This is a genomic window from Tsukamurella pseudospumae (genome assembly GCF_001575205.1).
Lineage (GTDB): Bacteria > Actinomycetota > Actinomycetes > Mycobacteriales > Mycobacteriaceae > Tsukamurella > Tsukamurella pseudospumae.
In genome coordinates this window covers 23,648-47,453 of sequence record NZ_LSRE01000010.1, presented here as the reverse complement: position 1 = coordinate 47,453, position 23,806 = coordinate 23,648, and the positions used below count along the sequence as shown (strand labels likewise).

20 protein-coding genes are annotated in these 23,806 nt (G+C 70.6%); 11 read left to right on the top strand and 9 right to left on the bottom strand.

All coding sequences use genetic code 11. The features are described 5' to 3' along the window. The first annotated feature begins 7 nt into the window (after window positions 1-7). The 3 genes from AXK61_RS07555 (at window position 8) to gatB (ending at window position 3,843) form a co-directional block, all read left to right on the top strand. A complete protein-coding gene (locus tag AXK61_RS07555) occupies window positions 8-1,039 on the top strand; it encodes an ATP-dependent 6-phosphofructokinase (RefSeq protein ID WP_068744747.1) in 1,032 nt (343 codons plus the stop codon). Between the two features lie 67 nt (window positions 1,040-1,106). Then, window positions 1,107-2,306 carry a DUF4878 domain-containing protein gene (locus tag AXK61_RS07550; protein ID WP_068744584.1) on the top strand — a complete coding sequence of 400 codons (1,200 nt, stop codon included), beginning with the start codon at window positions 1,107-1,109 and terminating at the stop codon, window positions 2,304-2,306. A gap of 25 nt (window positions 2,307-2,331) precedes the next feature. Next, window positions 2,332-3,843 carry an Asp-tRNA(Asn)/Glu-tRNA(Gln) amidotransferase subunit GatB gene (gene gatB, locus AXK61_RS07545; protein WP_068744582.1) on the top strand — a complete coding sequence of 504 codons (1,512 nt, stop codon included), beginning with the start codon at window positions 2,332-2,334 and terminating at the stop codon, window positions 3,841-3,843. A gap of 22 nt (window positions 3,844-3,865) precedes the next feature. On the opposite strand, the gene AXK61_RS07540 is transcribed toward gatB, so the two are convergent. Further along, the gene (locus AXK61_RS07540) at window positions 3,866-4,996 is read right to left on the bottom strand and encodes a PQQ-dependent sugar dehydrogenase (RefSeq protein WP_068744579.1); all 1,131 of its coding nucleotides are present in this window, start codon (window positions 4,994-4,996) and stop codon (window positions 3,866-3,868) included. 78 nt (window positions 4,997-5,074) lie between these two features. Here AXK61_RS07540 and AXK61_RS07535 point away from each other — a divergent pair, with 78 nt between their 5' ends. Next, window positions 5,075-6,220, top strand: coding sequence for a DoxX family protein (locus tag AXK61_RS07535; RefSeq protein WP_068744577.1), 1,146 nt, complete (start codon window positions 5,075-5,077; stop codon window positions 6,218-6,220). A gap of 60 nt (window positions 6,221-6,280) precedes the next feature. Here AXK61_RS07535 and ilvD read toward each other — a convergent pair whose 3' ends face one another. Continuing rightward, a complete protein-coding gene (gene ilvD, locus AXK61_RS07530) occupies window positions 6,281-8,125 on the bottom strand; it encodes a dihydroxy-acid dehydratase (RefSeq protein ID WP_068744575.1) in 1,845 nt (614 codons plus the stop codon). 86 nt (window positions 8,126-8,211) lie between these two features. Then, window positions 8,212-8,724 (bottom strand): PH domain-containing protein, encoded by a 513-nt coding sequence (locus tag AXK61_RS07525; RefSeq protein WP_197466768.1) that lies wholly within the window; start codon window positions 8,722-8,724, stop codon window positions 8,212-8,214. 306 nt (window positions 8,725-9,030) lie between these two features. On the opposite strand from AXK61_RS07525, the gene AXK61_RS07520 reads away from it, so the two are divergent. The 6 genes from AXK61_RS07520 to AXK61_RS07495 all read left to right on the top strand — a co-directional run bounded on the left by AXK61_RS07520 (window position 9,031) and on the right by AXK61_RS07495 (window position 14,697). Then, window positions 9,031-10,986 (top strand): acetolactate synthase large subunit, encoded by a 1,956-nt coding sequence (locus tag AXK61_RS07520; protein WP_068744573.1) that lies wholly within the window; start codon window positions 9,031-9,033, stop codon window positions 10,984-10,986. After that, entirely contained in the window at window positions 10,983-11,486 is a 504-nt protein-coding gene (gene ilvN, locus AXK61_RS07515) for an acetolactate synthase small subunit (RefSeq protein ID WP_068744571.1), read from the top strand. The genes AXK61_RS07520 and ilvN overlap by 4 nt, the downstream gene beginning before the upstream one ends. 43 nt (window positions 11,487-11,529) lie before the next feature. Then, the gene (gene ilvC, locus AXK61_RS07510; RefSeq protein WP_068744569.1) at window positions 11,530-12,543 is read left to right on the top strand and encodes a ketol-acid reductoisomerase; all 1,014 of its coding nucleotides are present in this window, start codon (window positions 11,530-11,532) and stop codon (window positions 12,541-12,543) included. Between the two features lie 90 nt (window positions 12,544-12,633). Continuing rightward, window positions 12,634-13,233, top strand: a complete 600-nt coding sequence (locus AXK61_RS07505) for a TetR/AcrR family transcriptional regulator (protein ID WP_068744567.1) — start codon at window positions 12,634-12,636, stop codon at window positions 13,231-13,233. Beyond that, window positions 13,230-13,598: a DoxX family protein gene (locus tag AXK61_RS07500; RefSeq protein WP_068744565.1), complete on the top strand. Its 369-nt coding sequence runs from the start codon at window positions 13,230-13,232 to the stop codon at window positions 13,596-13,598. Before AXK61_RS07505 ends, AXK61_RS07500 begins: the two co-directional genes overlap by 4 nt. 91 nt (window positions 13,599-13,689) lie before the next feature. Further along, window positions 13,690-14,697, top strand: a complete 1,008-nt coding sequence (locus AXK61_RS07495; RefSeq protein WP_082789264.1) for an AurF N-oxygenase family protein — start codon at window positions 13,690-13,692, stop codon at window positions 14,695-14,697. Window positions 14,698-14,715: 18 nt separating this feature from the next. Here AXK61_RS07495 and AXK61_RS07490 read toward each other — a convergent pair whose 3' ends face one another. From AXK61_RS07490 to AXK61_RS07475, 4 genes are read right to left on the bottom strand one after another with little or no spacing between them, the layout of a single operon-like run. Then, window positions 14,716-15,039 carry a DUF4286 family protein gene (locus AXK61_RS07490; protein ID WP_068744563.1) on the bottom strand — a complete coding sequence of 108 codons (324 nt, stop codon included), beginning with the start codon at window positions 15,037-15,039 and terminating at the stop codon, window positions 14,716-14,718. A gap of 52 nt (window positions 15,040-15,091) precedes the next feature. Then, window positions 15,092-16,504, bottom strand: a complete 1,413-nt coding sequence (locus tag AXK61_RS07485) for a phytoene desaturase family protein (protein ID WP_068744561.1) — start codon at window positions 16,502-16,504, stop codon at window positions 15,092-15,094. Further along, window positions 16,501-18,285, bottom strand: a complete 1,785-nt coding sequence (locus AXK61_RS07480; RefSeq protein WP_068744559.1) for a DUF3556 domain-containing protein — start codon at window positions 18,283-18,285, stop codon at window positions 16,501-16,503. The genes AXK61_RS07485 and AXK61_RS07480 overlap by 4 nt, the downstream gene beginning before the upstream one ends. 25 nt (window positions 18,286-18,310) lie before the next feature. Further along, window positions 18,311-19,783: a class I adenylate-forming enzyme family protein gene (locus AXK61_RS07475; RefSeq protein WP_068744557.1), complete on the bottom strand. Its 1,473-nt coding sequence runs from the start codon at window positions 19,781-19,783 to the stop codon at window positions 18,311-18,313. A gap of 148 nt (window positions 19,784-19,931) precedes the next feature. On the opposite strand from AXK61_RS07475, the gene AXK61_RS07470 reads away from it, so the two are divergent. Then, on the top strand, window positions 19,932-21,152 hold the full coding sequence (locus tag AXK61_RS07470) for a helix-turn-helix domain-containing protein (protein ID WP_068744555.1): 1,221 nt from the start codon (window positions 19,932-19,934) through the stop codon (window positions 21,150-21,152). On the opposite strand, the gene AXK61_RS07465 is transcribed toward AXK61_RS07470, so the two are convergent. Then, a complete protein-coding gene (locus AXK61_RS07465; protein WP_068744553.1) occupies window positions 21,149-22,513 on the bottom strand; it encodes an NtaA/DmoA family FMN-dependent monooxygenase in 1,365 nt (454 codons plus the stop codon). The two genes, AXK61_RS07470 and AXK61_RS07465, sit on opposite strands and share 4 nt — an antisense overlap. A 9-nt stretch (window positions 22,514-22,522) precedes the next feature. Further along, window positions 22,523-23,743 (bottom strand): LLM class flavin-dependent oxidoreductase, encoded by a 1,221-nt coding sequence (locus tag AXK61_RS07460; RefSeq protein WP_068744551.1) that lies wholly within the window; start codon window positions 23,741-23,743, stop codon window positions 22,523-22,525. Window positions 23,744-23,806: the final 63 nt, after the last annotated feature.

Here is a 23,806-nt window from a genome sequence, read left to right as displayed (position 1 = left end):
CATGAGTCTGCGCATCGGTGTGTTGACAGGTGGTGGTGACTGTCCGGGGTTGAACGCGGTGATCCGGGCGGTGGTCCGGACGTGTGATTCGCGGTACGGGTCGGCGGTGGTCGGGTTTCAGGACGGGTGGCGCGGCCTGTTGGAGGACCGGCGGGTGCAGTTGTCCGACGATGAGCGCAACGATCGGCTGCTGACCAAGGGCGGCACGATGCTGGGCACCGCTCGCACCCATCCGGATGTGCTGCGGGCGGGGTTGGACCGGATCCGGCGGACCCTCGACGACAACGGCATCGATGTGTTGATCCCGATCGGTGGGGAGGGCACGCTGACGGCGGCGTCGTGGTTGGCGGATGAGGGGGTGCCGGTGGTGGGGGTGCCGAAGACCATCGACAACGACATCGACTGCACCGACGTCACGTTCGGGTTCGATACGGCGCTGACGATCGCGACGGACGCGATCGATCGGTTGCATTCGACCGCGGAGTCGCATCAGCGGGTGATGCTGGTGGAGGTGATGGGCCGGCATGCGGGGTGGATCGCGCTGAACTCCGGGCTCGCGTCCGGTGCCCATGCCGTCCTCATTCCCGAGGTGCCGTTCGATGTGGAGGAGTTGTGCGTCATGATCAAACGTCGCTTCCAGCGTGGCCATGCGAGTTTCATCGTGGTCGTCGCGGAGGGTGCGAAGCCGGCGGAGGGGACGATGCAGTTGCGGGTCGGCGGGACGGATGAGTTCGGGCACGAGCGGTTCACGGGGGTGGCGCACCAGTTGGGGGTGGAGATCGAGAAGCGGATCAGCAAGGAGGTCCGCACCACTGTGCTGGGGCATGTGCAGCGGGGTGGGACGCCGACGCCGGCGGATCGGGTGCTGGCCACCCGCTACGGCGTCAACGCCGCTGATGCGGCGCATGCGGGGAAGGTCGGGCAGATGGTGTCGTTGCGTGGCACGTCCATCGGGCTCGTGCCCCTCGCGGAAGCCGTCAAGCAACTCAAGCGGGTCCCGCGGGAGCGCTACGACGACGCCGCGGAGTTCTTCGGCTGAACCTCCGGAGCGCGACCACTGGCCTCTCTGAAGCGAGCCTTAAGAAGTGCACCGCAGACTCGCCGGTATGAATCCGAACCCTCCCTCGAACCCGGGCGGCTACCCGGGCCAGGATCCGTCCGACCCCCACGAGCAGACGCAGCTGCGCCCGACCTGGCAGTCGGGCGAGAACGCGCAGTTCGGCGCACCGTCGAACCCGCAGTACCCGGCCCAACCGGCCTTCGCGCCCCCCGGCGGCCAGGGCCCGCAGGGTCCCGGAGCGCCCGGGTTCCCGCCGGCCCCGGGCGCCCCGAAGAAGCCGCGGCCGGGCTGGTTGATCCCCGCCCTGATCGGCGGCGGCGCCGTGCTGCTGGTGATCGTGCTCATCGCCGGCATCGCCATCGTCAAGAGCGTCGGTGGTGGCGGCGACACCGGTTCGCCCGGCGCGACGGTCAAGGCCTACTTCGCCGCGCTCCAGGCGGGTGACGCGAAGAAGGCGCTGAGCTACGGCAAGGAGGCGCCCGCCTCGACCGAGCTGCTCACCGACGAGGTGCTCCGGAAGCAGCGCGACCTCGCGCCGATCAAGGACCTCAAGATCGTCAGCGAGTCCGGCGGCTACATGGGCACCGTGCACCTGACCGTCACGATCGGCCAGGTGTCCTACGACGAGGAGCTGAGCATGGAGAAGGTCGGCGACGACTGGAAGCTCGCGACCGCCGCGGTCCAGCTCAAGCCGTACTTCAGCTACGACTCGGACAAGAAGAACGTCACGATCCTCGGCAAGCCGCTGCCCGAGTCCGGTGTCGTGTACGTGTTCCCCGGTGCCCTCGACCTGGGATCGTCGAACAAGAATCTGGTGGCACAGAAGTCGAAGTACAGCTCGACCGACGACAAGGGCCAGGCGTCGGTCAAGGGACTCTCGCGCTTCAGCGTGAGCGGCAGCCTCAACATCGGCTTCGGCCTCAGCGACGCCGCCAAGACGTCGGTGCGGCAGCAGATCGCCGCGCGCTACTCGGCGTGCGCGGCCTCGAAGGACGGCTACCCGTCGGGGTGCCCGCAGTCCGACTTCTCCGGCGAGAAGGGCACCTACAGCTGGACCGCGCCCAACGTGGACGAGATCGACCTCAGCGGTGACGTCCGCGACGGACAGCTCAGCATCAGCGGCTCGCAGGTGTGGAACTTCACCGCCACCGGCCGCGACGGTCGCCCGATCACCGGCTCGGACTCCGGTTACGTCTCGTCGACGGTCACGGTGACCGCTGACGCGGTGGCGGTGTCCAGCCGCTGACCGGCGGAGCATTAGGCTTGACGCCATGAGTGCCGAGCTTGCCGAACTGGATCTCCCCGAGTACGCGGACGTCGTGGCCCGCTACGAGCCCGTGATGGGCATGGAGGTCCACGTCGAGCTCGGCACGGCCACCAAGATGTTCTGCGGCTGCCGCACCGAGTTCGGCGCCGAGCCCAACACCCAGGTCTGCCCCACGTGCCTGGGGATGCCGGGCGCACTGCCGGTCGTCAACGACGAGGCGGTGCGCTCGGCCATTCGCATCGGCCTGGCACTGAACTGCTCGATCCGGCCGAGCTCGGTGTTCGCGCGGAAGAACTACTTCTACCCGGACCAGCCGAAGAACTACCAGATCAGCCAGTACGAGGACCCGATCGCCTACGACGGCTACCTCGACGTCCCGCTCGAGGACGGCACCGTCTGGCGGGTGGAGATCGAGCGCGCGCACATGGAGGAGGACACGGGCAAGTCCACGCACATCGGTTCGGCCACCGGCCGCATCCACGGCGCCTCGCACTCGCTCCTCGACTTCAACCGCGCCGGCGTGCCGCTGGTCGAGATCGTCTCGCGCCCCATCGAGGGCGCGGGGGAGCGGGCCCCCGAGGTCGCCCGCGCGTACGTCACCGCGCTCCGCGACCTGCTCGCCTCGCTCGACGTCTCCGACGTCCGGATGGACCAGGGTTCGATGCGGTGCGATTCGAACGTCTCGCTCAGGCCCGTCGGGCAGACGGAGTTCGGCACGCGCACCGAGACCAAGAACGTCAACTCGCTGCGCAGCGTCGAGGTCGCGGTGCGGTACGAGATGCGCCGTCAGGCAGCGGTGCTCGACGCCGGCGGCACCGTCGTGCTCGAGACCCGGCACTTCCAGGAGGGCGACGGGACCACCACGGCCGGGCGCCCCAAGGAGACGGCGGACGACTACCGCTACTTCCCGGACCCGGACCTCGGCCCCGTCGCGCCGGCGGCGGAGCTCGTCGAGCAGCTGCGCGGCACGATCCCGGAGCTGCCGTGGCTGCGCCGTGCCCGGATCCAGGAGGAGTGGAAGCTCTCCGACGAGGTCATGCGCGACCTGGTGAACCTGGGCGCCATCGACGCCATCATCGCGACCGTCGACGCCGGGGCCACCCCGGACGCCGCTCGCTCGTGGTGGGGGAGCTTCCTGCCGCAGCAGGCGAATTCACGGGAGGTCGAGCTCGATGCCCTGGCGATCACCCCCGCCCAGGTGGCGCGCGTGATCGCGCTCATCGACGAGGGCAAGCTCACGAGCAAGCTCGCGCAGCAGGTCATCGTCGGCGTGCTCGACGGCGAGGGCGAGCCCGACGAGGTCGTCGCCGCGCGTGGCCTCGAGGTGGTGCGCGATGACGGAGCCCTGCAGAAGGCCGTCGACGAGGCGCTCGCCGCCAACCCGGACATCGTCGAGAAGGTCCGCAGCGGCAAGGTGCAGGCCGCCGGCAAGATCGTCGGCGATGTCATGAAGGCCACCCGCGGCCAGGCCGACGCGGCACGCGTGCGCGAGCTGGTGCTCGCCGCCTGCGAGTAGCCGGGCGCGACCCGCGGGAGTGTCAGTCGTTCCCGCCGCCGGCCTCGCTGCTGGGGATCGGGAGGAGGACGACCCGATCGTCCGTGGGGGCCTTCGGGTTCGGCTTGTTCGTCGTCAGCCCCTGCGGGAGGTCCTTCGGACCGATCGCGAGGCGCCCGAAGATGCCGTAGCGGGTGCGGTCGACCATCTGGACGGGCTCGCCGTCGGCAGTGGCCGGGTCCTTCGGCACGCGCACCATCTCGACCTTGCCCGCGCGCGACTCGCTGACGAACACCGCGCCCTTGACGACGGCACAGCCCGCGAGGCCCGGACGGTCCGGCCAGCTCCACACCACCGAATCCGGCGAGCCCGGGTTCGTGATCACGCGCAGCCGGTCCTGCGTGAGCCCCTGATCGGCGATGAAGATCGGCCCGCCCTGGGCGAAGCCGCACACCGACTGCCGGACCCCACCGTCGCTCGCGAGCACCCTCGGCCGGACGGGCGAGATCGTGTTCGGCGAGGGCAGCAGCAGAACCTTGCCGGCGAGCGACCCGGGGTCGCGCGCCGCATTCGCGTCGCCCGCGTTGCCGGTCGCGACGATCAGGTCGCGGCCCCGGAACATGATCGAGCCGGCGTTGCCCGTGGCGCCCTTGGGGATTCCGGACAGGATCACCTTCGGTTCGTCTCCCGGCGTCACGCGCACGATCCGGTTGTCGGTGGGGGTGCTCACGTAGGCGTAGAACAGCCGGTCCTCGTCGTACGACGGTGACAGGGCGATCGACAGCAGCCCGCCGTCGCCCGACGTGTCGACCCCGATCCGCAGGATCTCGCGGTTCGGCAGGTCCGTAGTGGTGTAGGTGATGGAGCCCCCGCGCTCGGAGACGTACGCGTGCTCCAGATCACCGGTGGTGATCAGCGATGTCGGCTCGGTGAGGCAGGTCGCGAGGACCATCGGATCCTGGTCGATGCACGGGCCCGGCGGCTTGGGGACCGCGCTGGGCAGGGCGGGACCGGGCTTGCGCGTCGTGGTCGTGGCCTCGCCCGTCGGCGGCCCGGTGAACGGGGCGGCCTCACTGCCGGAGAAGTCGACGCAGCCCGCCAGCAGCGCCGCGGCCGCCGCGAGTACGACGGCGTGTCGCGCGCGGACACGCGCGCGCCGGGACCCCTCACTCATGCCGCCACCCTACCGATTCGGTCTCCGGGCGCGGTTCGCTCCCGGCCCGCACCGTGCGCGCCCCTTAGGGTGGGGCGTGTGAGCGACAAGGACGGAATCGAGAAAGAGACCAGCGAGAGCGCGGCCGGGTCGCCGTACGACTTCTCGTCCACGGGGGACCTGCCCCGGTTCGGGGAGCGGCATCCGACGGGCGGATTCGTCCTGGATCCCCACGACGACTCGGACACCGGCATCGGACCGGTGCTCCCGCGCTACCGCGACGAGCCCGCCGGAACGGCCCCGGCCTCGGCGTCCTCGAGCGCGTCCGGCACGCAGGACACCCCGCCGGCGGCACCGTCGGGCGACGACGCCCCGACGGCGGCCGTGCCGGACACGAGCGATCTCGCCGCGGCGATCGCGTCCGCGAGCGCCGCCACCGCGGCGATCTCCGCCAGCGGCACGCCGGACGCCGCCCCGGTCGCGGGCCGGGCCGGCGCACTGTCCAGCGAGGAGCGGGACGAGTTCGGCAAGCGCTACAACCGCCGACGGGGCCGCGAGCGCGCCGCCCAGGCCCGGGCGGAGGCCGAGGGCATCCCGCTCGAGACCGCCGCGACGGAGGAGATCGCGCCGCCGCAGGGGCGCCGGTTCGGCAAGCCCGTCGGTGACGCCTCCGCAGAGCTCGACGAGGCCCGCAAGGCCGCGCGCCGTGGCACCACCGATCTCGGTCTGCTGGTGCTGCGGGTCGCCGTCGGTGTGATTCTTGCGGCGCACGGCGTGCAGAAGCTGTTCGGGATCTGGGGCGGGCCGGGCATCGACGGGTTCGCGCGGTACCTGCAGAACGGCAACGATCCGTCGGTCGGATTCCAGCGGTTCACCAAGGTGCTCTCGATCGGCACCGGCGTCATCGAGCTGGGCGGCGGCGCGATGCTCGTTCTGGGCCTGCTGACCCCCATCGCCGCCGCGGGTGCGGTCGGCGTGATGCTCTCGGCGGGGCTGTTCAAGCTGACCACCGCCGGCCACGGCTTCGTCTTCTTCGCGCCGAACGGGGTCGAGTACGAGCTCATGCTCGTCCTGGCCGCCGTCGCGATCCTGCTCGCCGGCCCGGGCAGGCTGTCGCTGGACTTCGGCCGCGGGTGGGCCCGGCGGCCACACGCCGGCTCGGTGATCTGGCTGGTCGTGGCGGTCGCGGGCGCCGTCACCGTGTGGGTCCTCCTCAACGGCGCGAACCCGCTCGTCAAGCGCTGACCCGGTGAGACGCAGGAACCCCGGCCGCCCGGCCGGGGTTCCGTCGCGTTCAGCGCTCGATCAGGGCACCTGCCGGACCGCGCCGCGGTCCGCGGACGTCGCCAGGGCGGCGTAGGCGCGCAGCGCAGTGCTGACGGTGCGCTGCCGGTCCCGGGGCTGCCAGGGGCGCTCGGAGGCCTCCATCTTGGCGCGGCGCCGCGCGAGCTCCTCGTCGTCGACGAGGACCTTGAGGGTGCGCGAGTGCACGTCGATCAGGATCTCGTCGCCGTTCTCGACGAGGCCGATGTTGCCGCCCGACGCCGCCTCGGGGGAGGCGTGGCCGATGACGAGGCCCGACGAGCCGCCGGAGAAGCGGCCGTCGGTGACGAGACCGCACTTCTTGCCCATGCCCGTGCCCTTCATGAAGGACGTGGGGTGCAGCATCTCCTGCATGCCCGGGCCGCCCGCGGGACCCTCGTAGCGGATGACCAGGACCTCGCCGGCCTGCAGTTCCTTCGACAGGATCGCGTGCACCGCGTCCTCCTGGCTCTCGACGACGCGCGCCGGGCCCTGGAAGTGCCACAGCTCCTCCTCGACCCCGGCGGTCTTGAGGACGGCGCCGTTCTGCGCGATGTTGCCGTGCAGCACGCAGAGGCCGCCCTCCACCGTGTAGGCGTGCTCCTTGTCGCGGATGCAGCCCTCGGCGGCGTCGGTGTCGAGCGATTCCCACCGGTTCGACGTGGAGAAGGGCTCGGTGGTCCGGACCCCGCCGGGTGCGGCGTGGAAGAGCTCGATCGCCGTGTCGGTGGCGGTGCCGCTGCGGATGTCCCAGTCAGCGAGGTATGCCTCAAGAGACGGCGCGTGGACGGGCCGGACGTTCCGGTTCAACAGGCCCGCGCGGTCGAGCTCGCCGAGGATCGCGGGGATGCCACCGGCCCGGTGCACGTGCTCCATGTAGTACTTCGGTGAGTTCGGCGCCACCTTCGCCAGGCACGGGACCTTGCGCGAGATGCGGTCGATGTCATGCAGGTCGAAGGCGACCTCGCCCTCCTGCGCAGCGGCCAGGATGTGCAGCACCGTGTTCGTCGACCCGCCCATCGCGACGTCGAGCGCCATGGCGTTCTCGAAGGCCTCGCGGGTGGCGACGGAGCGGGGCAGGACCGACTCGTCGTCGTCCCGGTAGTACTTCGTGGCGATGTCGACGATCAGCTCGCCCGCGCGGGTGAACAGGTCGCGGCGCGCGGTCTGTGTCGCCAGCGTGGAGCCGTTGCCGGGCAGCGACAGGCCGAGGGCCTCGGTGAGGCAGTTCATGGAGTTGGCGGTGAACATGCCCGAACACGAGCCGCACGTCGGGCACGCCGAGCGCTCGACCTCGAGGAGCTCCTGGTCGCTGACATTGCCGTCGGCGGACGCGATCATCGCGTCGATGAGATCGGTGCCCGGGCGAACGACGCCGTTGATGACGACCGACGTCCCGGCCTCCATCGGGCCGCCGGAGACGAACACGGTGGGGATGTTCAGGCGCATCGCGGCATTGAGCATGCCGGGGGTGATCTTGTCGCAGTTCGAGATACAGACCAGCGCGTCGGCGGTGTGCGCGTTGACCATGTACTCGACCGAGTCGGCGATGATCTCGCGGCTGGGCAGTGAGTACAGCATGCCCCCGTGGCCCATGGCGATGCCGTCGTCCACGGCGATGGTGTGGAACTCCTTCGCGACGCCACCCGCCGCGACGATCGCCTCCGCGACGATCTCGCCGACGTTCTTCAGGTGCACGTGACCGGGCACGAACTGGGTGTACGAGTTCGCGATCGCGATGATCGGCTTGCCGAAGTCGTCGTCGGTCATTCCGGTGGCGCGCCAGAGCGCGCGAGCGCCGGCCGCCTCTCGTCCGACGGTGGTGGTGCGTGAGCGGAGCGGTGGCATGAGCTTCTCGCCTCGGATCTTTTCTATCGTGCGGGCTGGTGAGGAATGCGCTCCCCGTGAACAGGTGAAGGCTTGTTCCGCGGGAATTATTCCGCGGTGACGTCCGGGATCCGGCCACCGGAGGCGGCCGCGACGCGGGGGAGCTGGCTGATGGTGACGGCGGGTAGTCGCACCTCGGAACCGTCGGCGCGGACTGCGTACACCGCACCGTTGTTCCCGATCCTAATCCCCGACATCTCGTCCCACGCGATGGTGGTGGCGCGCAGGACGCGGACGGACCGGACACCGTCGGGACCGATGACGGTGCGGACCCGCAGGATCCATAGGGCGAGCAGGACGGGGATGACGAGCAGTGCCCAGCCGAGGACGGCGGCGCCGACGCCCGCTGTACTGCCGTCGACCGAGCGGCCGACGGTCCACGGGCCGACGATGGGCGCGAGGCAGACGGCGAACAGCGCCACCCCGATCAGCGCGATCGACGGGTGCTTGAAGACCACCCGGTCGCCCGCGGCGATCGGCACCGCGGTGTCCGCGGTGTGGTCGGTGGTCACGGTGCGCGTGGCGCCGGTGGACGCCGGCGCGGCGGGACTCTCGCTCATAACACGCATTGTCTCACGCGGCAGCCGATTCCCAACATATGAGACGGCGCGGCTCACTGGTTTGACGCGAATGCACACGGACGCCTAGTTTCACTTGTGTGAAATACAGCTACCAGCTCCTCGTAATCGGTCGGCGCGTCGCCGCCTGAACCGGTTACAGCCGTTTCACACCAGCATCGACGCGCTACCCTCGCTCAGCCACCGCTGACGGGGGTTTTTTGTTGCCCGGATAGCTTCGGGCGACGCATCGCACGCCGATAGTCCATGTTTGAGCAGAGCAACGCTAGAGCACGAGAAGGTCACATCGTGAGCGCACCTACAGCTCGGCCCCACCCAGGGCAGAAGCCCGGGGCCCGCAAGCCCGGCGCCGGGATCCCCGGCGCGCATCCCGCCGCCTCGAAGCAGCACGTGGCGTCCGACGTCGCGAGCGGCCACCTCGAGGGCGCCCGTACCGTAGCCCCCGAGCGGGTCACCGGTGCGCAGTCGGTCGTCCGGTCGCTCGAGGAGATCGGCGTCGACACGGTCTTCGGCATTCCCGGCGGGTGCATCCTCCCGGTGTACGACCCGCTGCTCGACTCGAAGAAGGTGCGGCACGTCCTGGTCCGGCACGAGCAGGGCGCCGGCCACGCCGCCACCGGCTACGCGCAGGCCACCGGCAAGGTCGGCGTGTGCATGGCCACCTCCGGCCCCGGCGCCACCAACCTGGTGACCCCGCTCGCCGACGCGCAGATGGACTCGGTCCCGATCGTCGCGATCACCGGCCAGGTCGGCCGCCCGCTGATCGGCACGGACGCCTTCCAGGAGGCCGACATCTCGGGCATCACGATGCCCGTCACCAAGCACAACTTCCTGGTCTACGACGCGGCCGACATCCCGCGCGTCATCGCCGAGGCCTTCTATCTCGCGCAGAGCGGCCGCCCCGGCGCCGTGCTGGTCGACATCCCGAAGGACGTGCTGCAGGAGGACACGGTCTTCTCCTGGCCGCCGCAGATCGACCTGCCCGGGTACCGTCCCGTGACCAAGCCGCACGGTAAGCAGATCCGCGAGGCCGCGCGCCTCATCGCGGCGGCGAAGTCGCCGGTGCTCTACGTCGGCGGCGGCGTGCTCAAGGCGGAGGCGTCCGAGGAACTGCTCAAGCTGGCCGAGCTGACCGGTATCCCGGTGGTCACCACCCTGATGGCGCGCGGCGTCTTCCCCGACAGCCATCAGCAGCACATGGGCATGCCCGGCATGCACGGCACCGTCGGCGCCGTGGCCGCGCTGCAGCGTTCGGACCTGTTGGTCACCCTCGGCGCCCGGTTCGACGACCGCGTCACCGGCAAGCTCGACTCCTTCGCGCCCGACGCGAAGGTCATCCACGCCGACATCGACCCGGCGGAGATCGGCAAGAACCGGTTCGCGGACGTCCCGATCGTGGGCGATTGCAAGGAGGTCATCGCCGAGCTCATCGCCGCGATCTCCGAGGACCGCGCCACCATCGCCGCCCCGGACCTCACCGCCTGGTGGGAGTACCTGGACGGCGTCCGCGCGACCTATCCGCTGGCGTACAACACCCCGTCCGACGGTGCGCTGAGCCCCGAGTACGTGATCGAGCGCCTCGGTATCGCCGCGGGGCCCGACGCGATCTACTGCGCCGGCGTCGGCCAGCACCAGATGTGGGCTGCGCAGTTCGTCAAGTACGAGAAGCCGCGTACCTGGCTGAACTCGGGCGGCCTCGGCACGATGGGCTACGCGGTCCCCGCGGCGCTCGGCGCCAAGATGGGCGCGCCCGAGAAGGAGGTCTGGGCGATCGACGGTGACGGTTGCTTCCAGATGACCAATCAGGAGCTCGCCACCGCCGCGATCGAGGGCGCGCCGATCAAGGTCGCCATCATCAACAACGGCAACCTGGGCATGGTCCGCCAGTGGCAGACGCTGTTCTACGACCAGCGCTACTCGAGCACCGACCTGTCCACGCACTCGATGCGGATCCCGGATTTCGTCAAGCTCGGTGAGGCGATGGGCTGCGTGTCCTTCCGCTGCGAGCGCGCCGAGGACGTCGACGCGATCATCGCGCAGGCGCGGGAGATCAACGACCGCCCGGTGGTCATCGACTTCATCGTGGGCGCCGACGCCCAGGTGTGGCCGATGGTCGCCGCGGGCACCAGCAACGACGAGATCATGGCGGCACGGGACATCCGTCCGCTGTTCGACGAGGACGACGCGGCCGACGAGCCCGCCGTCATCCACGCCGCGATGGAGCGTTCGGAGGAGCAGAAGTGAGCACCACGCACACGCTGAGCGTTCTGGTCGAGGACCGGCCGGGCGTGCTCGCCCGCGTCTCGTCGCTGTTCTCGCGTCGCGGCTTCAACATCGAGTCCCTCGCCGTCGGTGGGACCGAGCTCAAGGGCGTCAGCCGCATGACCATCGTCGTCACGGTCGACGAGCTGCCGCTCGAGCAGGTCACCAAGCAGCTCAACAAGCTGGTCTCCGTGCTGAAGATCGTCGAACAGGATTCGACGTCGTCGGTGGCGCGCGAGCTCATGCTCATCAAGGTGCGCGCCGACGCCGCCACACGTGGCCAGGTCACCGACACCGTCGACCTGTTCCGTGCCAAGATCGTGGACGTCTCGCCCGACTCGGTGACCATCGAGGCCACCGGTACGCCGGACAAGCTCGACGCGCTGCTGGCGGTCCTGGATCCCTTCGGGATCCGCGAGATCGCCCAGTCCGGCGTCATCGCGCTGGGACGCGGCCCCAAGTCGATCACCGCGACCCGCTAACTTAACTACTGCAAAAAATTTTCAGAAGGGACAAGGAACCACCGTGGCAATCGAACTGTTCTACGACGAGGACGCCGACCTCTCCATCATTCAGGGCAAGAAGGTCGCCGTCATCGGCTACGGCTCGCAGGGTCACGCGCACTCGCTGAGCCTCCGCGATTCGGGCGTGGACGTGCGGATCGGCCTCAAGGAGGGCTCGAAGTCGCGCGCCAAGGCCGAGGAGCAGGGCCTGACCGTGGGCACGCCGGCCGAGGTGGCCGAGTGGGCCGACGTGATCATGCTGCTCGCGCCCGACACCGCGCAGGCCGAGATCTTCAAGGCCGACATCGAGCCCAACCTCAAGGACGGCGACGCGCTGTTCTTCGGCCACGGCCTGAACATCCACTTCAAGCTGATCGAGGCCCCGGCCAACGTCACCGTTGCGATGGTCGCCCCCAAGGGCCCCGGCCACCTGGTGCGCCGCCAGTTCGTCGACGGCAAGGGCGTGCCCGCCCTCATCGCCGTGGACCAGGATCCGACCGGTAACGGCCAGGCGCTCGCGCTGAGCTACGCCGCCGCGATCGGTGGCGCCCGCGCCGGCGTCATCAAGACCACGTTCAAGGAGGAGACCGAGACGGATCTCTTCGGTGAGCAGGCCGTGCTCTGCGGCGGCACCGAGGAGCTCGTCAAGGTGGGCTTCGAGGTGCTGGTCGAGGCGGGCTACGCCCCCGAGATGGCCTACTTCGAGTGCCTGCACGAGCTCAAGCTCATCGTGGATCTCATGTACGAGGGCGGCATCGCCCGCATGAACTACTCGGTGTCCGACACCGCGGAGTTCGGCGGCTACCTGTCGGGCCCGCGCGTCATCGACGCCGACACCAAGAAGCGCATGCAGGACATCCTCACGGACATCCAGGACGGCACCTTCGTCAAGCGTCTGGTCGCCAACGTCGAGGGTGGCAACAAGGAGCTCGAGGGCCTCCGCAAGGAGAACGCCGAGCATCCCATCGAGGTCACCGGCAAGAAGCTGCGCGACCTGATGAGCTGGGTCGATCGCCCGATCACCGAGACCGCGTAGTCTCACCGCGCATCGTCGAGAGCCCCGCCGTACCGCCCTGGTCCGGCGGGGCTCTTGCGTTGTCAGGGGATCGCGGGTAATGTACTGAACATGTTCAGTGAACCTGTTCAGTCGCGCGCGGCGGCCAAAGTCGAGACGCGCGCGCGGGTGCTCGCCGCCGCCGACCGGTCCTTCCGCGCGCGCGGTTTCGCCGGAACGACGGTGCGCGGCATCGCCGCGGACGCGGGCGTCAGCGGCGGCACGGTGATGGCGGTGGGGGACAAGGACGCGCTCCTCGTCGCCGTCGTCGACGAGTGGATCGCCGCGGTGCACGCCGAGCGCGCGACGGGGGAACCGCTGCCCTCACTGGGACGCGACGAGGCGATCGCACGGCTCGTGGGCACCGTCGAGCCCTTCGTCGCCTACTTCAACGCCGACGGTGACCTCTCCCGCGAGTACGCGGCCGTCCTCGCGCGCGGGAAGCACCGCTCGCGGACGTTCGGCGACCTCGGGGACGAGTTGCAGGCCGAATTCGCGCGGATCCTGCGCGCGGCCGGGCATGTCGATCCCGGCGCCGCAGGGCGCACCCTCTACTTCGTCTACATCGGCCTGCTGTTCGCGACCTCCGGCGGCGCCCTCGCCCGGGAGGCCGCGGCCGAGCGTCTGGTCGAGGCGATCATTCAGATACTGGGAGAAGGGGTTCCGCGATGACCACCGGACTGATCGACACGCCGCACTGGCCCGCACTCACCGTCGTGCTCGCCGCGGTCCTGCTCGGCGACGCGCTGCTGTCGGTGCGTCCGCCCGCCTTCATCCGGGACTGTCTCGACGGTGTCCGCCTGCCGCGGGACTGGTGGTGGACCCTGATCGCGATCAAGCTGGTCGCCGTGGCCGGCCTGCTCGCCGGCCTGCATTACCCCGGTGTCGGCGTCGCGGCGAACGCGGGCGTCGTGGCGTACTTCGTGTGCGCCGCCGTCGCGCACGTCCGGGCCCGGTTCCTCGGCGCCACCTTCTGGGTGAACTGCCTGGGAATGCTCGTCTTCTCTGTAGCGGTCCTGGTGGTCTCGTACGTCTGAGTCGAGATAAACCAGCTTTGGAGCTTGTTTATCTGATAGTGTTTCGCCAATCGGCTATCACAGGGTGAACCTGCGACCAAGGAGTGAATCGATGCGGCTGGCTCTGACGCACATGTCTCGCACGATGGGGGACCCGTTCCCCGGACAGGCGGAGTACGAGCAGACTCTCAGCGACTTGTCCGAGGCATCGGTCAATCGCAATTTCGATCCGTACCTCGACATCGACTGGGACGACCCCGAGCTGGCGATCGTCCCGGACGATCCGCGCTGGGTGTGCGACTCCCGCTTCGATCCGATCGGCCGGCACCCGTGGTACCAGGCGCAGCCGCTGGCCAAGCAGATCGAGATCGGGATGTGGCGCCAGGCCAACGTCGCGAAGGTGGGACTGCAGTTCGAGTCCATGCTGATCCGCGGCATCATGCAGTACACGGCGGCCCTGCCGAACAACTCGCCGGAGTTCCGCTACGCCACGCACGAGGCGAAGGAGGAGTGCCAGCACACGCTGATGTTCCAGGAGTTCGTCAACCGCGTGGGCATGGACGTCCCGGGCGGCAGCTGGTTCCTCCGCCGCATCTCGCCGATCGTGCCGCTCTTCGCGACCATGACGCCGCTGTACTTCTACATGATGGTGCTCGGCGGCGAGGAGCCGATCGATCACCTGCAGAAGCAGTTCCTGCGTTCGGGCTCCGAGCAGCACCCGGCGATGAGCTCGGTCATGCAGATCCACGTGGCGGAGGAGGCCCGGCACATCGGCTTCGCGCATCAGCTGCTCGAGCACCGGATCCCCACCCGCGGCGCCTTCCCGCGGCTCGTGCTCTCGCTCATGCTGCCGATCACCATGCGCGTGATGGTCACGATGATCATGATGCCGCCGAAGGAGTTCTGGGAGACCTTCGACGTGCCGCGGTCCGTGAAGAAGGACATCTTCTGGCGCTCGGACGAGTCGCAGCAGATGAAGCGCGACGTCTTCGGCGACGTGCGGATGATGGCCGAGAAGTGCGGGCTCATGAACCCGCTGAGCAAGCTCATGTGGCGGATCTGCGGCATCGACGGCCGCATCTCCCGGTTCCGCAGCGAGCCGGCCTACGCCGCGCAGTAGGCCGGTCGCCGGGGAGCGCTACACCGGCCGGTAGAACAGGATCTCGGGCCGCGCGATGGTCCGGCTCATGTCGAGCGTGCCGTCGGTGAGCGCCGCGCCGAGCGCGGCCGCCGAGGCCGCGGGATCGTCGGTCTCGATGCGGTACTCGGCCAGGTAGGCGACGGGCAGCTTGTCCGCCGGGGCGAGTTGCGCGTCGGCGAGGCGGTAGCGCCGCGCAGAGGTCACGCCGGGCACGCGCTCGAGGATCTGCGGCACGTGCACCTCGTCGTACCAGGCGTTGTACTCGTCCTCCACCTCGGGCGAGGCGGCGGCGGACCGCACCAGCAGCAGGATCTCGGTCATGTGATCTCCGTTCCGGGGCGACGGTGCCCCGATCGTTGGGACTTCGGGGCGTTCAGCGGCCGAGCCGGTCGAGCGCTCGCGTCGCGGCGTGGAATCCGCACATCCCGTGCGCGGCAGGCCCGGGCGGCGTTGCGGCGGAGCAGATGTACATACCGGGCGCGCCGAGGTCGTAGGGCTGCAGGGTGATCCGCGGCCCGAACACCAGCTGCAGCGGGTCCTTCGAACCGGTGTTGATGTCGCCGCCGACGAAGTTGGCGTTGTACCGCGACATCTCCGTCGTCGAGCACACGGCGGTGCCCACGATGCGCTCCCGGAAGCCTGGGGCGAAGCGCTCGATCTGCGCGATGATCGCCTCGGTGGCGTCGCCGGCGTAGCCGCTCGGCACGTGCGCGTAGGACCAGACGGGGTGGACGTCGCCGACGCTCCGCGACGGGTCCGCGAGGTACTGCTGGCCCACCAGGACGAAGGGCCGCTCGGGCATCCGTCTTGCCGCGATGGCCTTCTCCGTCGCCGCGATCTCCGCGAACTCGCCGCCCAGGTGGACGGTGCTGGAGCGGCGTGCGTCCGGGTTGGTCCAGGGCACGCCGCCCTCCACGGCGAAGTCCACCTTGAAGGCGCCGGGGCCGTACCGGAAGCGCCCGAAGGCGCGGCGCACCCGGGCCGGAAGGCGGTCGCCGAGGACCGCCGCCACCTGGCGCGGATCGAGGTCGAACAGCGTCACGTCGGCGGCGGGGAGGTTCGCCGCGGTCACCCGCACCCCGGTCTCCACGCGCCCGCCCAGGTCCTCGAACTCGGCGAGCAGGGCGGCGGCGATCGCTCCGGAGCCGCCCTCGGCCACCTGCCAGCCGAAGGCGTGGCCGGCCGTGAGCATGCCCTTGCCGATCGCCGAGCTCATCGGCTCGTGCAGGGGCCGGAAGGCGTGCGCGGCCACGCCGCCCCACAGCCCCCGTGCCTGCGGGGTGCGGAAGGCGCGGGCGAGCGCCGCGGCAGGCAGGGGAGTGGGCGCACCGAATCCGGCCAGCGCCACCGGGTGCCGCGGCATCCGGAGCAGCGGTCCCAGCATCGACGGCCCGATCTTGTCCATGTTCGTCACGGGTCGGCCGAACAACGCGCGCCAGGCGGCACCGTCGGGCCCCAAACCCTCGGCCGTGTCCCCGACGGTGCGCCGCAGCACCCCCGCTGTCCCGTCGTCGAGCGGATGCACGCACTCGAGCTCGGCGGAGTGCCAGTGCAACCCGCGCCTCTCGAGGTCGATGGTGGCGAGGAAGGGCGAGCCCACGGCCATGGGGTGGATCGCCGAGCAGTGATCGTGGATGAGACCGGGGACGATGCCCTCGAAGGACCGGAGCCCGCCGCCGACCGTGCTCGCCGCCTCCAGCAGGGTGGTCTCGACGCCCGCGCGGGCGAGGGTGATCGCGGCGGCGAGCCCGTTGGGCCCGCTGCCGACGACGGTGCCGGTGGTCATGCCCGCGAGCCTAGCCCGGTGCCGAGGGGGAAGCGGTCGTGGTCCGCCGACCAGGTGATCTCACATGCGACGGGGCCGTCCGGCAGCCAGGGCTGCGTCGTCACGCACTCCGTCACGCTCCACCGGCCGCGCGCCACCACGCCCAGCGCGGCGTCGATGATCTTGAAGTCCTGGCTCATGCGGGTGACGGGCTGCGATTCGGCCCAGACCACGATCAGCTCGCCGGGTTCGAAGCCCGCCTGCTCCTGCACCGCCGCGATCAGCGTCTCGTCGTGGAGATGGCCGTCGCCGAAGTTGAAGCCGATCAGGGTGTTGCACACCAGCTCGCCCTCGCGGAGGGTGCGTTGCTCGACGTCGGGCACGTGGCTCAGGAGCGTCGAGAACAGGCCGCGGCCGTTGCTGTGCATCGCCCGCCAGCCGAGGCCCATGTTCATGAGTGTCTCGGCCCACTCCCGCGGAACCCCGGTCGCGACGAACTGGTCGACGGTGTTGGTCGTCTGCCGCTGGACGCGGTTCAGCTTCTCCTCGGCGCCGGGCGCGAACGCCCACATGCCGGTCGCCCAGTTGCCGGCGTACTGCCGGAGCGAGGGCAGGAAGGAGACCTTGTCGGGCCGGATGTTGCCCAGCACGGGGAAGAAGAGGAGGGCGGCGAGGACGACCAGGATCAGCCACGACGGGGACATGTCGAGCACCGAATAGCCGTCCTGCGCCGGGAACCCGACGAACAGGAACAGCGCCGTGTACGCGAACAGCAGGTTCCACTCGAGCGGGACCGCCAGGGGGAAGGTGGACATGATGAACAGGTGGTAGCACACCATGAACACGGCGCACACCACCGTCACGGTCCGGTTCATGGAGAACAGCAGGATGAGCGGCGCGACGATCTCCACGAAGGTGCCGAGCCCCTCGGCCATGAACCGGGCGAGCCGCGACGGCAGCAGGTCGTGCGGGGCGTTGCGGTAGTGGGCGCGCCGCAGGCCCTTGAAGGGCATGCACGGTGAGTTGGACACCATCACGGGGATGACGTTGATGAAGTGCTTCCCGATCTTCGACATCCCGGCGCCGACCCAGACCACCACGATGAGCAGCTTGAGCCCGACGATCATCGTCGCGAAGGACAGGAGCGGTAGAAGCCCGAACATGATCAGCGCCGGCATGTACTGCTCGCCGCGGGCGGCGAGGAAGATCGTCTTGTCCCGCAGGCCGATCAGGATGAGCAGCGCGACCGGGGCGATCATCAGCCACGGCGCCACCAGCTCGTACGGCGACGAGTCGGTCACGATCACGCCGGGGAGCACGACGCCCATCACCAGCGAGGCGAGCAACAGCCAGTACAGGCCGACGTCGAGCGCGGTCCGCCGGGTCCCGGCGGTGCCCGGGACCCAGGTGTAGGGGCGCAGCCGGATCGTTCCCGTGCGGGCCCAGAACCGGATTCCACCGGTCATCGGCTTGATCTTGAAGGTCAGCGGGCCCCACGCCCCGGCGACGCCGACGGCCTCGAGCAGGGTGGTCCACAGCACCAGCTTCTGGTACACGATGGGCTGGTTCCACCAGGTCGACACCTCCCAGAAGTGCAGGCCCGAGGTGGCGGTGGCGAAGAGCACGCCGCCGAAGGCGTACAGCACCAGCAGCTTCACGACGTAGATGACGAAGGCGACCTTCTGCGTGCCGAAGCCGTGGTCCACCCAGCGCTGGGTGGCGAAGCGGAGGCGGTCCTGGAGCGGGCGGGTGATGAACTCCGCCGGATCGACCTCGGGGAGGTCGGGTTTCATGAATCCCATGACAGATGTCCTTCCGGGGAGGGGGTCAGGCGGTCGGGGCGGCGGCGTCGAGGCGACGCAGGGACGGCTTGTCGATCTTGCCGACGGGGTTCTTCGGCAGCGCGTCGAGCACGGTGATCGCGACGGGCTGCTTGTACTTCGCGAGCTGCGCGCGGGCGTGCTCCGCGATGGCGTCGACGTCGAGCCGCACGCCGGGTGCGGCGGAGACGTAGAGCACGGGCAGTTCGCCGTACTTGGCGTCCGGCCGGCCGATCACCGCGGCCTCGGCGACGCCGGTCACGCCGTACACGGCGGTCTCGATCTCCTTGGGGTAGATGTTCTCCCCGCCGCGGATGATCATGTCCTTCGCGCGGTCCACGAGGCGGAGGTAACCGTCCTCGTCGAGGACGCCGACGTCGCCGGTGTGCAGCCACCCGTCGACGATCGTCTTCGCGGTCTCCTCGGGCCGGCCGAGGTAGCCGCGCATGATGTTCGGTCCCGCGAGCAGCACCTCGCCCGGCTCCCCGACGGGGACGTCGGCACCGTCGGGCCCGGCGATCCGGATTCGTTGGCCGGGCAGCGCCACCCCCACGCTGCCCACCTTGCGCTCCCCGTCGAGCGGGTTGCACGTCGCGGCGCAGGTGCACTCGGACAGGCCGTAGCCCTCGATCAGGGGGAAGCCGAAGCGGGCCTCGAAGCCCTCCAGCAGTTCCCGGCTCGCGGGCGCGGCCCCGCACACGCCGAAGCGGACCTTCGACAGGTCCGGCCGCACCTCGGGCGGCAGGCCCGCCAGCATCGTGTAGATCGTGGGCACCGCGGAGAAGTACGTCGCCCCGGTCTCGGAGAGCACGTCGAAGAAGGTGCGCGGGTCGAACCGCGCGGCGATCGTCACGCGGCCGCCGCCGCGCAGCGGATTGAGCGTCGACACCACGATCGCGTTGACGTGGAAGAGTGGCAGGATCAGCAGACTGTGATCCTCCGCGTCGAAGTCGAAGGCGGCGGAGGACATCTCGCTCATCGCGACCAGGTTCGCATGGTCGAGCATGACGCCCTTCGGGCGCCCGGTGGTCCCGGAGGTGTAGATCAGCAGCGCCAGGTCCGACGGTGCCGCAACGGGTTCGGCGTGGTCGGGCTCGTGAGCGAGCAAGGCGTCCGCGGAGACGACGGTGGCGCCAGCGGGGGCGGAACCGTCCGTCACCAGGACTGCGGCGCCGGCGTCCTGCACCTGGTACTCGACCTCCGGATCGGCGAGGTACGGGTTGATTGGGGTCGCGGCCGCGCCCAGGTGCCAGGACGCGAACAGGGTGACCACGAGCAGCGCCGTGTTGGGCAGCTTCACCGCGACCACGTCCCCGGGGCCGACGCCCGCCGCGCGCAGGGCGGCGGCGGCGCTGCGCACGGCACCCTCGAAGGCGGCGTTGTCGAGGTCGACGGCGTCGTCGGCGACCGCGGGCGCGTGCGGGGCCGCGGCGGCGCGCACCGCGGGCAGGTGGGCGAAGGTGGTGAAGTCGTAGGTCACGGTGGCTCCTAGTCCGGTGGGTGCACTCACGGTAGGCCGCGCGTGACCGGGGTCACATCGTCCACCGGCGACGAGATGTGACGCAGAATTCGTCTTGGGAGGACGAATTCACTCGGAATCATTCCGTGATGCGCGCTAAGATTTGGCGATGGATCCCGACGCTCCGCGCAGGCTGATCGCCCGGGTGCTGGGCGCGGCGTCGCGTCGCGCCGTGTCCGACGCCATGACGGAGCGGATCGCGGCCGACCTTCCCGACCTGCGCGCCGACGACGCGATCTTCGGCTCCCTGGCCGCGAGCGTCGAGGCCAACGTCGAGAACGTCACCCACGCCGTCGTCCTCGACGTGCCCGTGCAGCGGATCGAGGTCCCGCTCGCAGCGCTCGAGTACCCGCGGCGCGTGGCGCAGCGCGGGATGGCGGCCACCTCGCTCGTCCGCGCGTACTACCTCGGGCAGCAGACCATGATCGCCCTCATCGGCGACGCCGTCGACGCGGAGGCCGGGGTGGAGCAGGACCTGCGTGAGGCCGCGATGCGCTGGCTTGTCGGCTGGTCCTTCGACTACAACGACGTCGTCACCCGCCGCGTCCTCGACGAGTACGAGACCGAGCGCGCGGCGTGGGTGGACGCCCGCAGCGGGGCCCGGACCGTGCGCGTGCTCGAGGTGCTGGACGGCGAGGTGCCGAGCGTGGCCGCGGCGTCCGCGAGCATCCGGTACCCGCTGCGCGCCACCCACATCGGGATGGTCGTCTGGTACTCCGAGGGCGTCGACGAGGTCGAGCGGATCGAGCGCTTCCTCCGCGAGCTCGGGGCCGCGGCGGGCGCCGCCGCGCCGCCGCTCACGGTCGCGGTCGACCGGCTCACCGCCTGGGCTTGGCTGCCGGTCGCCGACGGCGACGCGGCGATCGCCGCCGCCCGGGCGTACGCCGCCACCGATCCGGACGCGCCGCGCGTCGTGTTCGGGCCGCCGCGCGACGGACTCGAGGGCTTCCGCGCGACGAACCGGGCGGCGCGCGAGGTGCGGCGGGTCGCCGACGCGACGGACGCGCGGCTGCTGGTCGCGACGGATCCCGGGGTCGGCCTGGCGGCCCTTGTCGCACACGACGTCCCCGCGGCGCGGGCCTGGGCCGACGGCGTGCTCGGGGACCTGACCGGGACGTCCGCCGCCGACGAGCGCCTGCGCAGCACGCTCGAGATCTTCCTGCGCACCGGAGGAAGCTTCAAAGCCACCGCAGAGCAGCAGGTCCTCCACGCCAACTCGGTGAAGTACCGGGTGCGCCGGGCGGTGCAACGTAGGGGCCGAGAGATCGGCGACGACCGGCTCGACGTCGAGGTGGCGCTCGCAGTGCGCCGGATCTTCGGAGCGCCCTAGGCGCGCGCCTGCACTCGGCGGTGCGGCACCGGGAGCCCCAGGTTGTCGCGCAGCGTGCTCGCCTCGGCGTAGTCGGCCCGCAGGACCCCGCGGTCCTGCAGCAGCGGCACGACGCGATCGACGAACTCGTCGAGCCCGGTCGGCACCAGGTGCGAGCCGAGGATGAAGCCGTCGGACCCGTCCTTCTGGACGAAATCGTCGATCTGCGCGGCGACCTGCTCCGGCGTGCCGATCAGCGGCCCGCGCTCGAACTGGTCGATCACCACCTCGCGCAGCGACAGCTTCTTCGCCTCGCCGACCTCGCGCAGCCGCTGCGCCGTCGCGAACCGGTCCTGGTGGACGAAGGCGCGACCCTGGATGATCGGCGGCGCCTCCGGGTCGGGATCGATGGCGGGGACCGGGCCGTCGGGGTCGACGTCCGACAGGTCGCGGTTCCAGATCTGCTCCAACAGGATCAGGGCCGTCTGCCCGGTCACCTGACCGTGCACCACCTCGCGGTGCTTCTCGGCGGCGTCCGCCGGGGTGTCGCCGAGGACGAAGCTCGCGGACGGCAGGATCTTGATGTCGTCGGCGCCGCGGCCCGCGGCCACCGCGCGGGACTTGATGTCGCGGTAGAAATCCGCGGCCTCGGGGAGCTTGCCGTAGGGGGAGAAGATCGCGTCGGCGTTCGCGGCGGCGAACTGCCGGCCCTGCGGCGAGACGCCCGCCTGCAGGACCACCGGGCGACCCTGCGGGCTGCGCGGCACCGTGAACGTGCCCTCGATGTCGAACTGCTCGCCGCGGATGCCGAAGTCGCCGGTACCCGGATCGGCGACGAAGCGGCCGCCGGTCTTGTCCGCCAGGGGCTCGGCCTCGCCCCAGCTGTCCCACAGCGCCCGGACCGCCTCGAGGGTCTCCTCGGCGCGCACGTACCGGTCGGCCGGGTCCAGGTAGCCGCCGCGCCGGAAGTTCTGGCCGGTGAACGCGTCGAAGGAGGTCACCACGTTCCACGCGGCGCGGCCGCCGGAGAGCTGGTCCAGGCTCGCGAACCGGCGCGCCAGCTCGTAGGGCTCGTTGAACGTCGCGTTGACGGTGCCGGCGAGGCCCAGATGCCGCGTGACGGCGGCCAGCGACGCCAGCACCGTGAAGGTGTCGGGGCGTCCGATGATGTCCTGGTCGAAGACCTGCCCGGCGCGCTCGCGCAGGATCAGGCCCTCGGCGAGGAAGAAGAAGTCGAACCGGCCCCGCTCGGCGGTGCGCGCCGTGTGTTCGAAGCTGCTGAAGTCGATCTGGCTTCCCGCGTCCGGGTGCCACCACGCCGTGTGGTGGTTCACCCCGCCCAGGTAGGCGCCTAGGATGACCTGCTTCTTGTTCTCGCTCATGGCGTCTCCTCAGACGGTCGCGTAGCGGTTGGGGACGGTCGACGGCAGGCCCAGCAGGGCACGGAGCGGACCGTCGGGGTACCCCGTGCGGAATCGGCCGCGCGCCTGCAGCGCCGGGACCAGGCGGCGGGTGATCGCGGTGAGGTCGTCGGGCAGCGCACCGGGGCGCAGGCGCACCCCGTCCACGCCGGCGTCCGACCAGTCGAGGAGCAGGTCGGCGAGGTCGTCCGCGGAGCCGGCGAAGATCGCGGCGTCGGAGGTGAACGGGGATCCGGCGGCCGCGTCGAGCCGGGCCAGGCGCTCGGCGCCGGATTCGGTTCCGCTGTTGAGGAACACGACCACATCGCCGTACACCCGCAGCCGCTCCCCGTCGCGCCCCGCGCGCCGCACGGCCTCGTCGACCAGGGCGAGGACGGGGGCGGGCCCGTCCGCGAGCGTGGGGGTCACGAACAACAGGTCGGCGGCGCGGGCGGCGAACTCGTACGGAACCGGAGCGTGTCCCAGCGCCGCCACCACCGGCTGCCCCTGGGGCGGTCGCGGCGTGATCGACGGCCCGCGGACCGAGAAGAAGCGCCCGGAGAAGTCCGCGCGGTGCAGCTTGTCCCGGTCGATGAAGCGGCGCGTCGCGACGTCCCGGATCTCCGCGTCGTCCTCCCAGCTGTCCCACAGGCGGCGGGCGACCTCCACGGCGTCGGCGGCCTCGTCGAACAGGTCGACGAGGGCCTGCGACGGCTGCGAACCGGCGAGCTCGGCGGGTGTCGGGTCCGCGATGGTCCGGCGCCCGAAATGCGCCGCCTCCGCCGCGGTCGGCGAGATCCGGGGCTGCCAGCCCGCGCGGCCGCGCGAGGTGTAGTCGAGCGTCGCGATCGCGGTGGAGACGTGGAAGGGCTCGGTGTGCGTCGTCGTCACGGTCGGTATCAGGCCGATGTGGGAGGTCGTCGGGGCGACCAGCGCCGCGATGAGGTGCGCGTCGACGCGACTGCGGACCCGGCCGACGTCGTGCGACGGTACGCGCAGGGCGTCCTCGATCGAGACGAAGTCGAGCAGCCCGGTCTCGGCCTCGCTCGCGAGGTCGGTCCAGTACCCCGCCGACCCGAGTTCCCGCGGCCGCGCGGCGGGTTCGCGCCAGGCGGCCGGGTGCCATCCCGCGCCGTCCAGCGCGACGCCGAGATGCAGCTCCGGCGTCCCTCCCGTCGGCCGGTCCGCGGAGGAGGATGCGTTCTGCGCCATGTGGTTCCCGTCTCGTGGTCATCGGATCTGGACACTCACGTTCGTCCCGCGCCCGCCCGGCGT

Excerpts from the sequence above, each read along its gene's own strand:
- AXK61_RS07550 (WP_068744584.1), top strand. The coding sequence starts at position 1,107 with ATGAATCCGAACCCTCCCTCGAACCCGGGCGGCTACCCGGGCCAGGAT.
- gatB (WP_068744582.1), top strand. The coding sequence starts at position 2,332 with ATGAGTGCCGAGCTTGCCGAACTGGATCTCCCCGAGTACGCGGACGTC.
- AXK61_RS07540 (WP_068744579.1), bottom strand. The coding sequence starts at position 4,996 with ATGAGTGAGGGGTCCCGGCGCGCGCGTGTCCGCGCGCGACACGCCGTC.
- ilvD (WP_068744575.1), bottom strand. The coding sequence starts at position 8,125 with ATGCCACCGCTCCGCTCACGCACCACCACCGTCGGACGAGAGGCGGCC.
- AXK61_RS07525 (WP_197466768.1), bottom strand. The coding sequence starts at position 8,724 with ATGAGCGAGAGTCCCGCCGCGCCGGCGTCCACCGGCGCCACGCGCACC.
- AXK61_RS07505 (WP_068744567.1), top strand. The coding sequence starts at position 12,634 with ATGTTCAGTGAACCTGTTCAGTCGCGCGCGGCGGCCAAAGTCGAGACG.
- AXK61_RS07500 (WP_068744565.1), top strand. The coding sequence starts at position 13,230 with ATGACCACCGGACTGATCGACACGCCGCACTGGCCCGCACTCACCGTC.
- AXK61_RS07495 (WP_082789264.1), top strand. The coding sequence starts at position 13,690 with ATGCGGCTGGCTCTGACGCACATGTCTCGCACGATGGGGGACCCGTTC.
- AXK61_RS07490 (WP_068744563.1), bottom strand. The coding sequence starts at position 15,039 with ATGACCGAGATCCTGCTGCTGGTGCGGTCCGCCGCCGCCTCGCCCGAG.
- AXK61_RS07485 (WP_068744561.1), bottom strand. The coding sequence starts at position 16,504 with ATGACCACCGGCACCGTCGTCGGCAGCGGGCCCAACGGGCTCGCCGCC.
- AXK61_RS07480 (WP_068744559.1), bottom strand. The coding sequence starts at position 18,285 with ATGGGATTCATGAAACCCGACCTCCCCGAGGTCGATCCGGCGGAGTTC.
- AXK61_RS07470 (WP_068744555.1), top strand. The coding sequence starts at position 19,932 with ATGGATCCCGACGCTCCGCGCAGGCTGATCGCCCGGGTGCTGGGCGCG.
- AXK61_RS07465 (WP_068744553.1), bottom strand. The coding sequence starts at position 22,513 with ATGAGCGAGAACAAGAAGCAGGTCATCCTAGGCGCCTACCTGGGCGGG.
- AXK61_RS07460 (WP_068744551.1), bottom strand. The coding sequence starts at position 23,743 with ATGGCGCAGAACGCATCCTCCTCCGCGGACCGGCCGACGGGAGGGACG.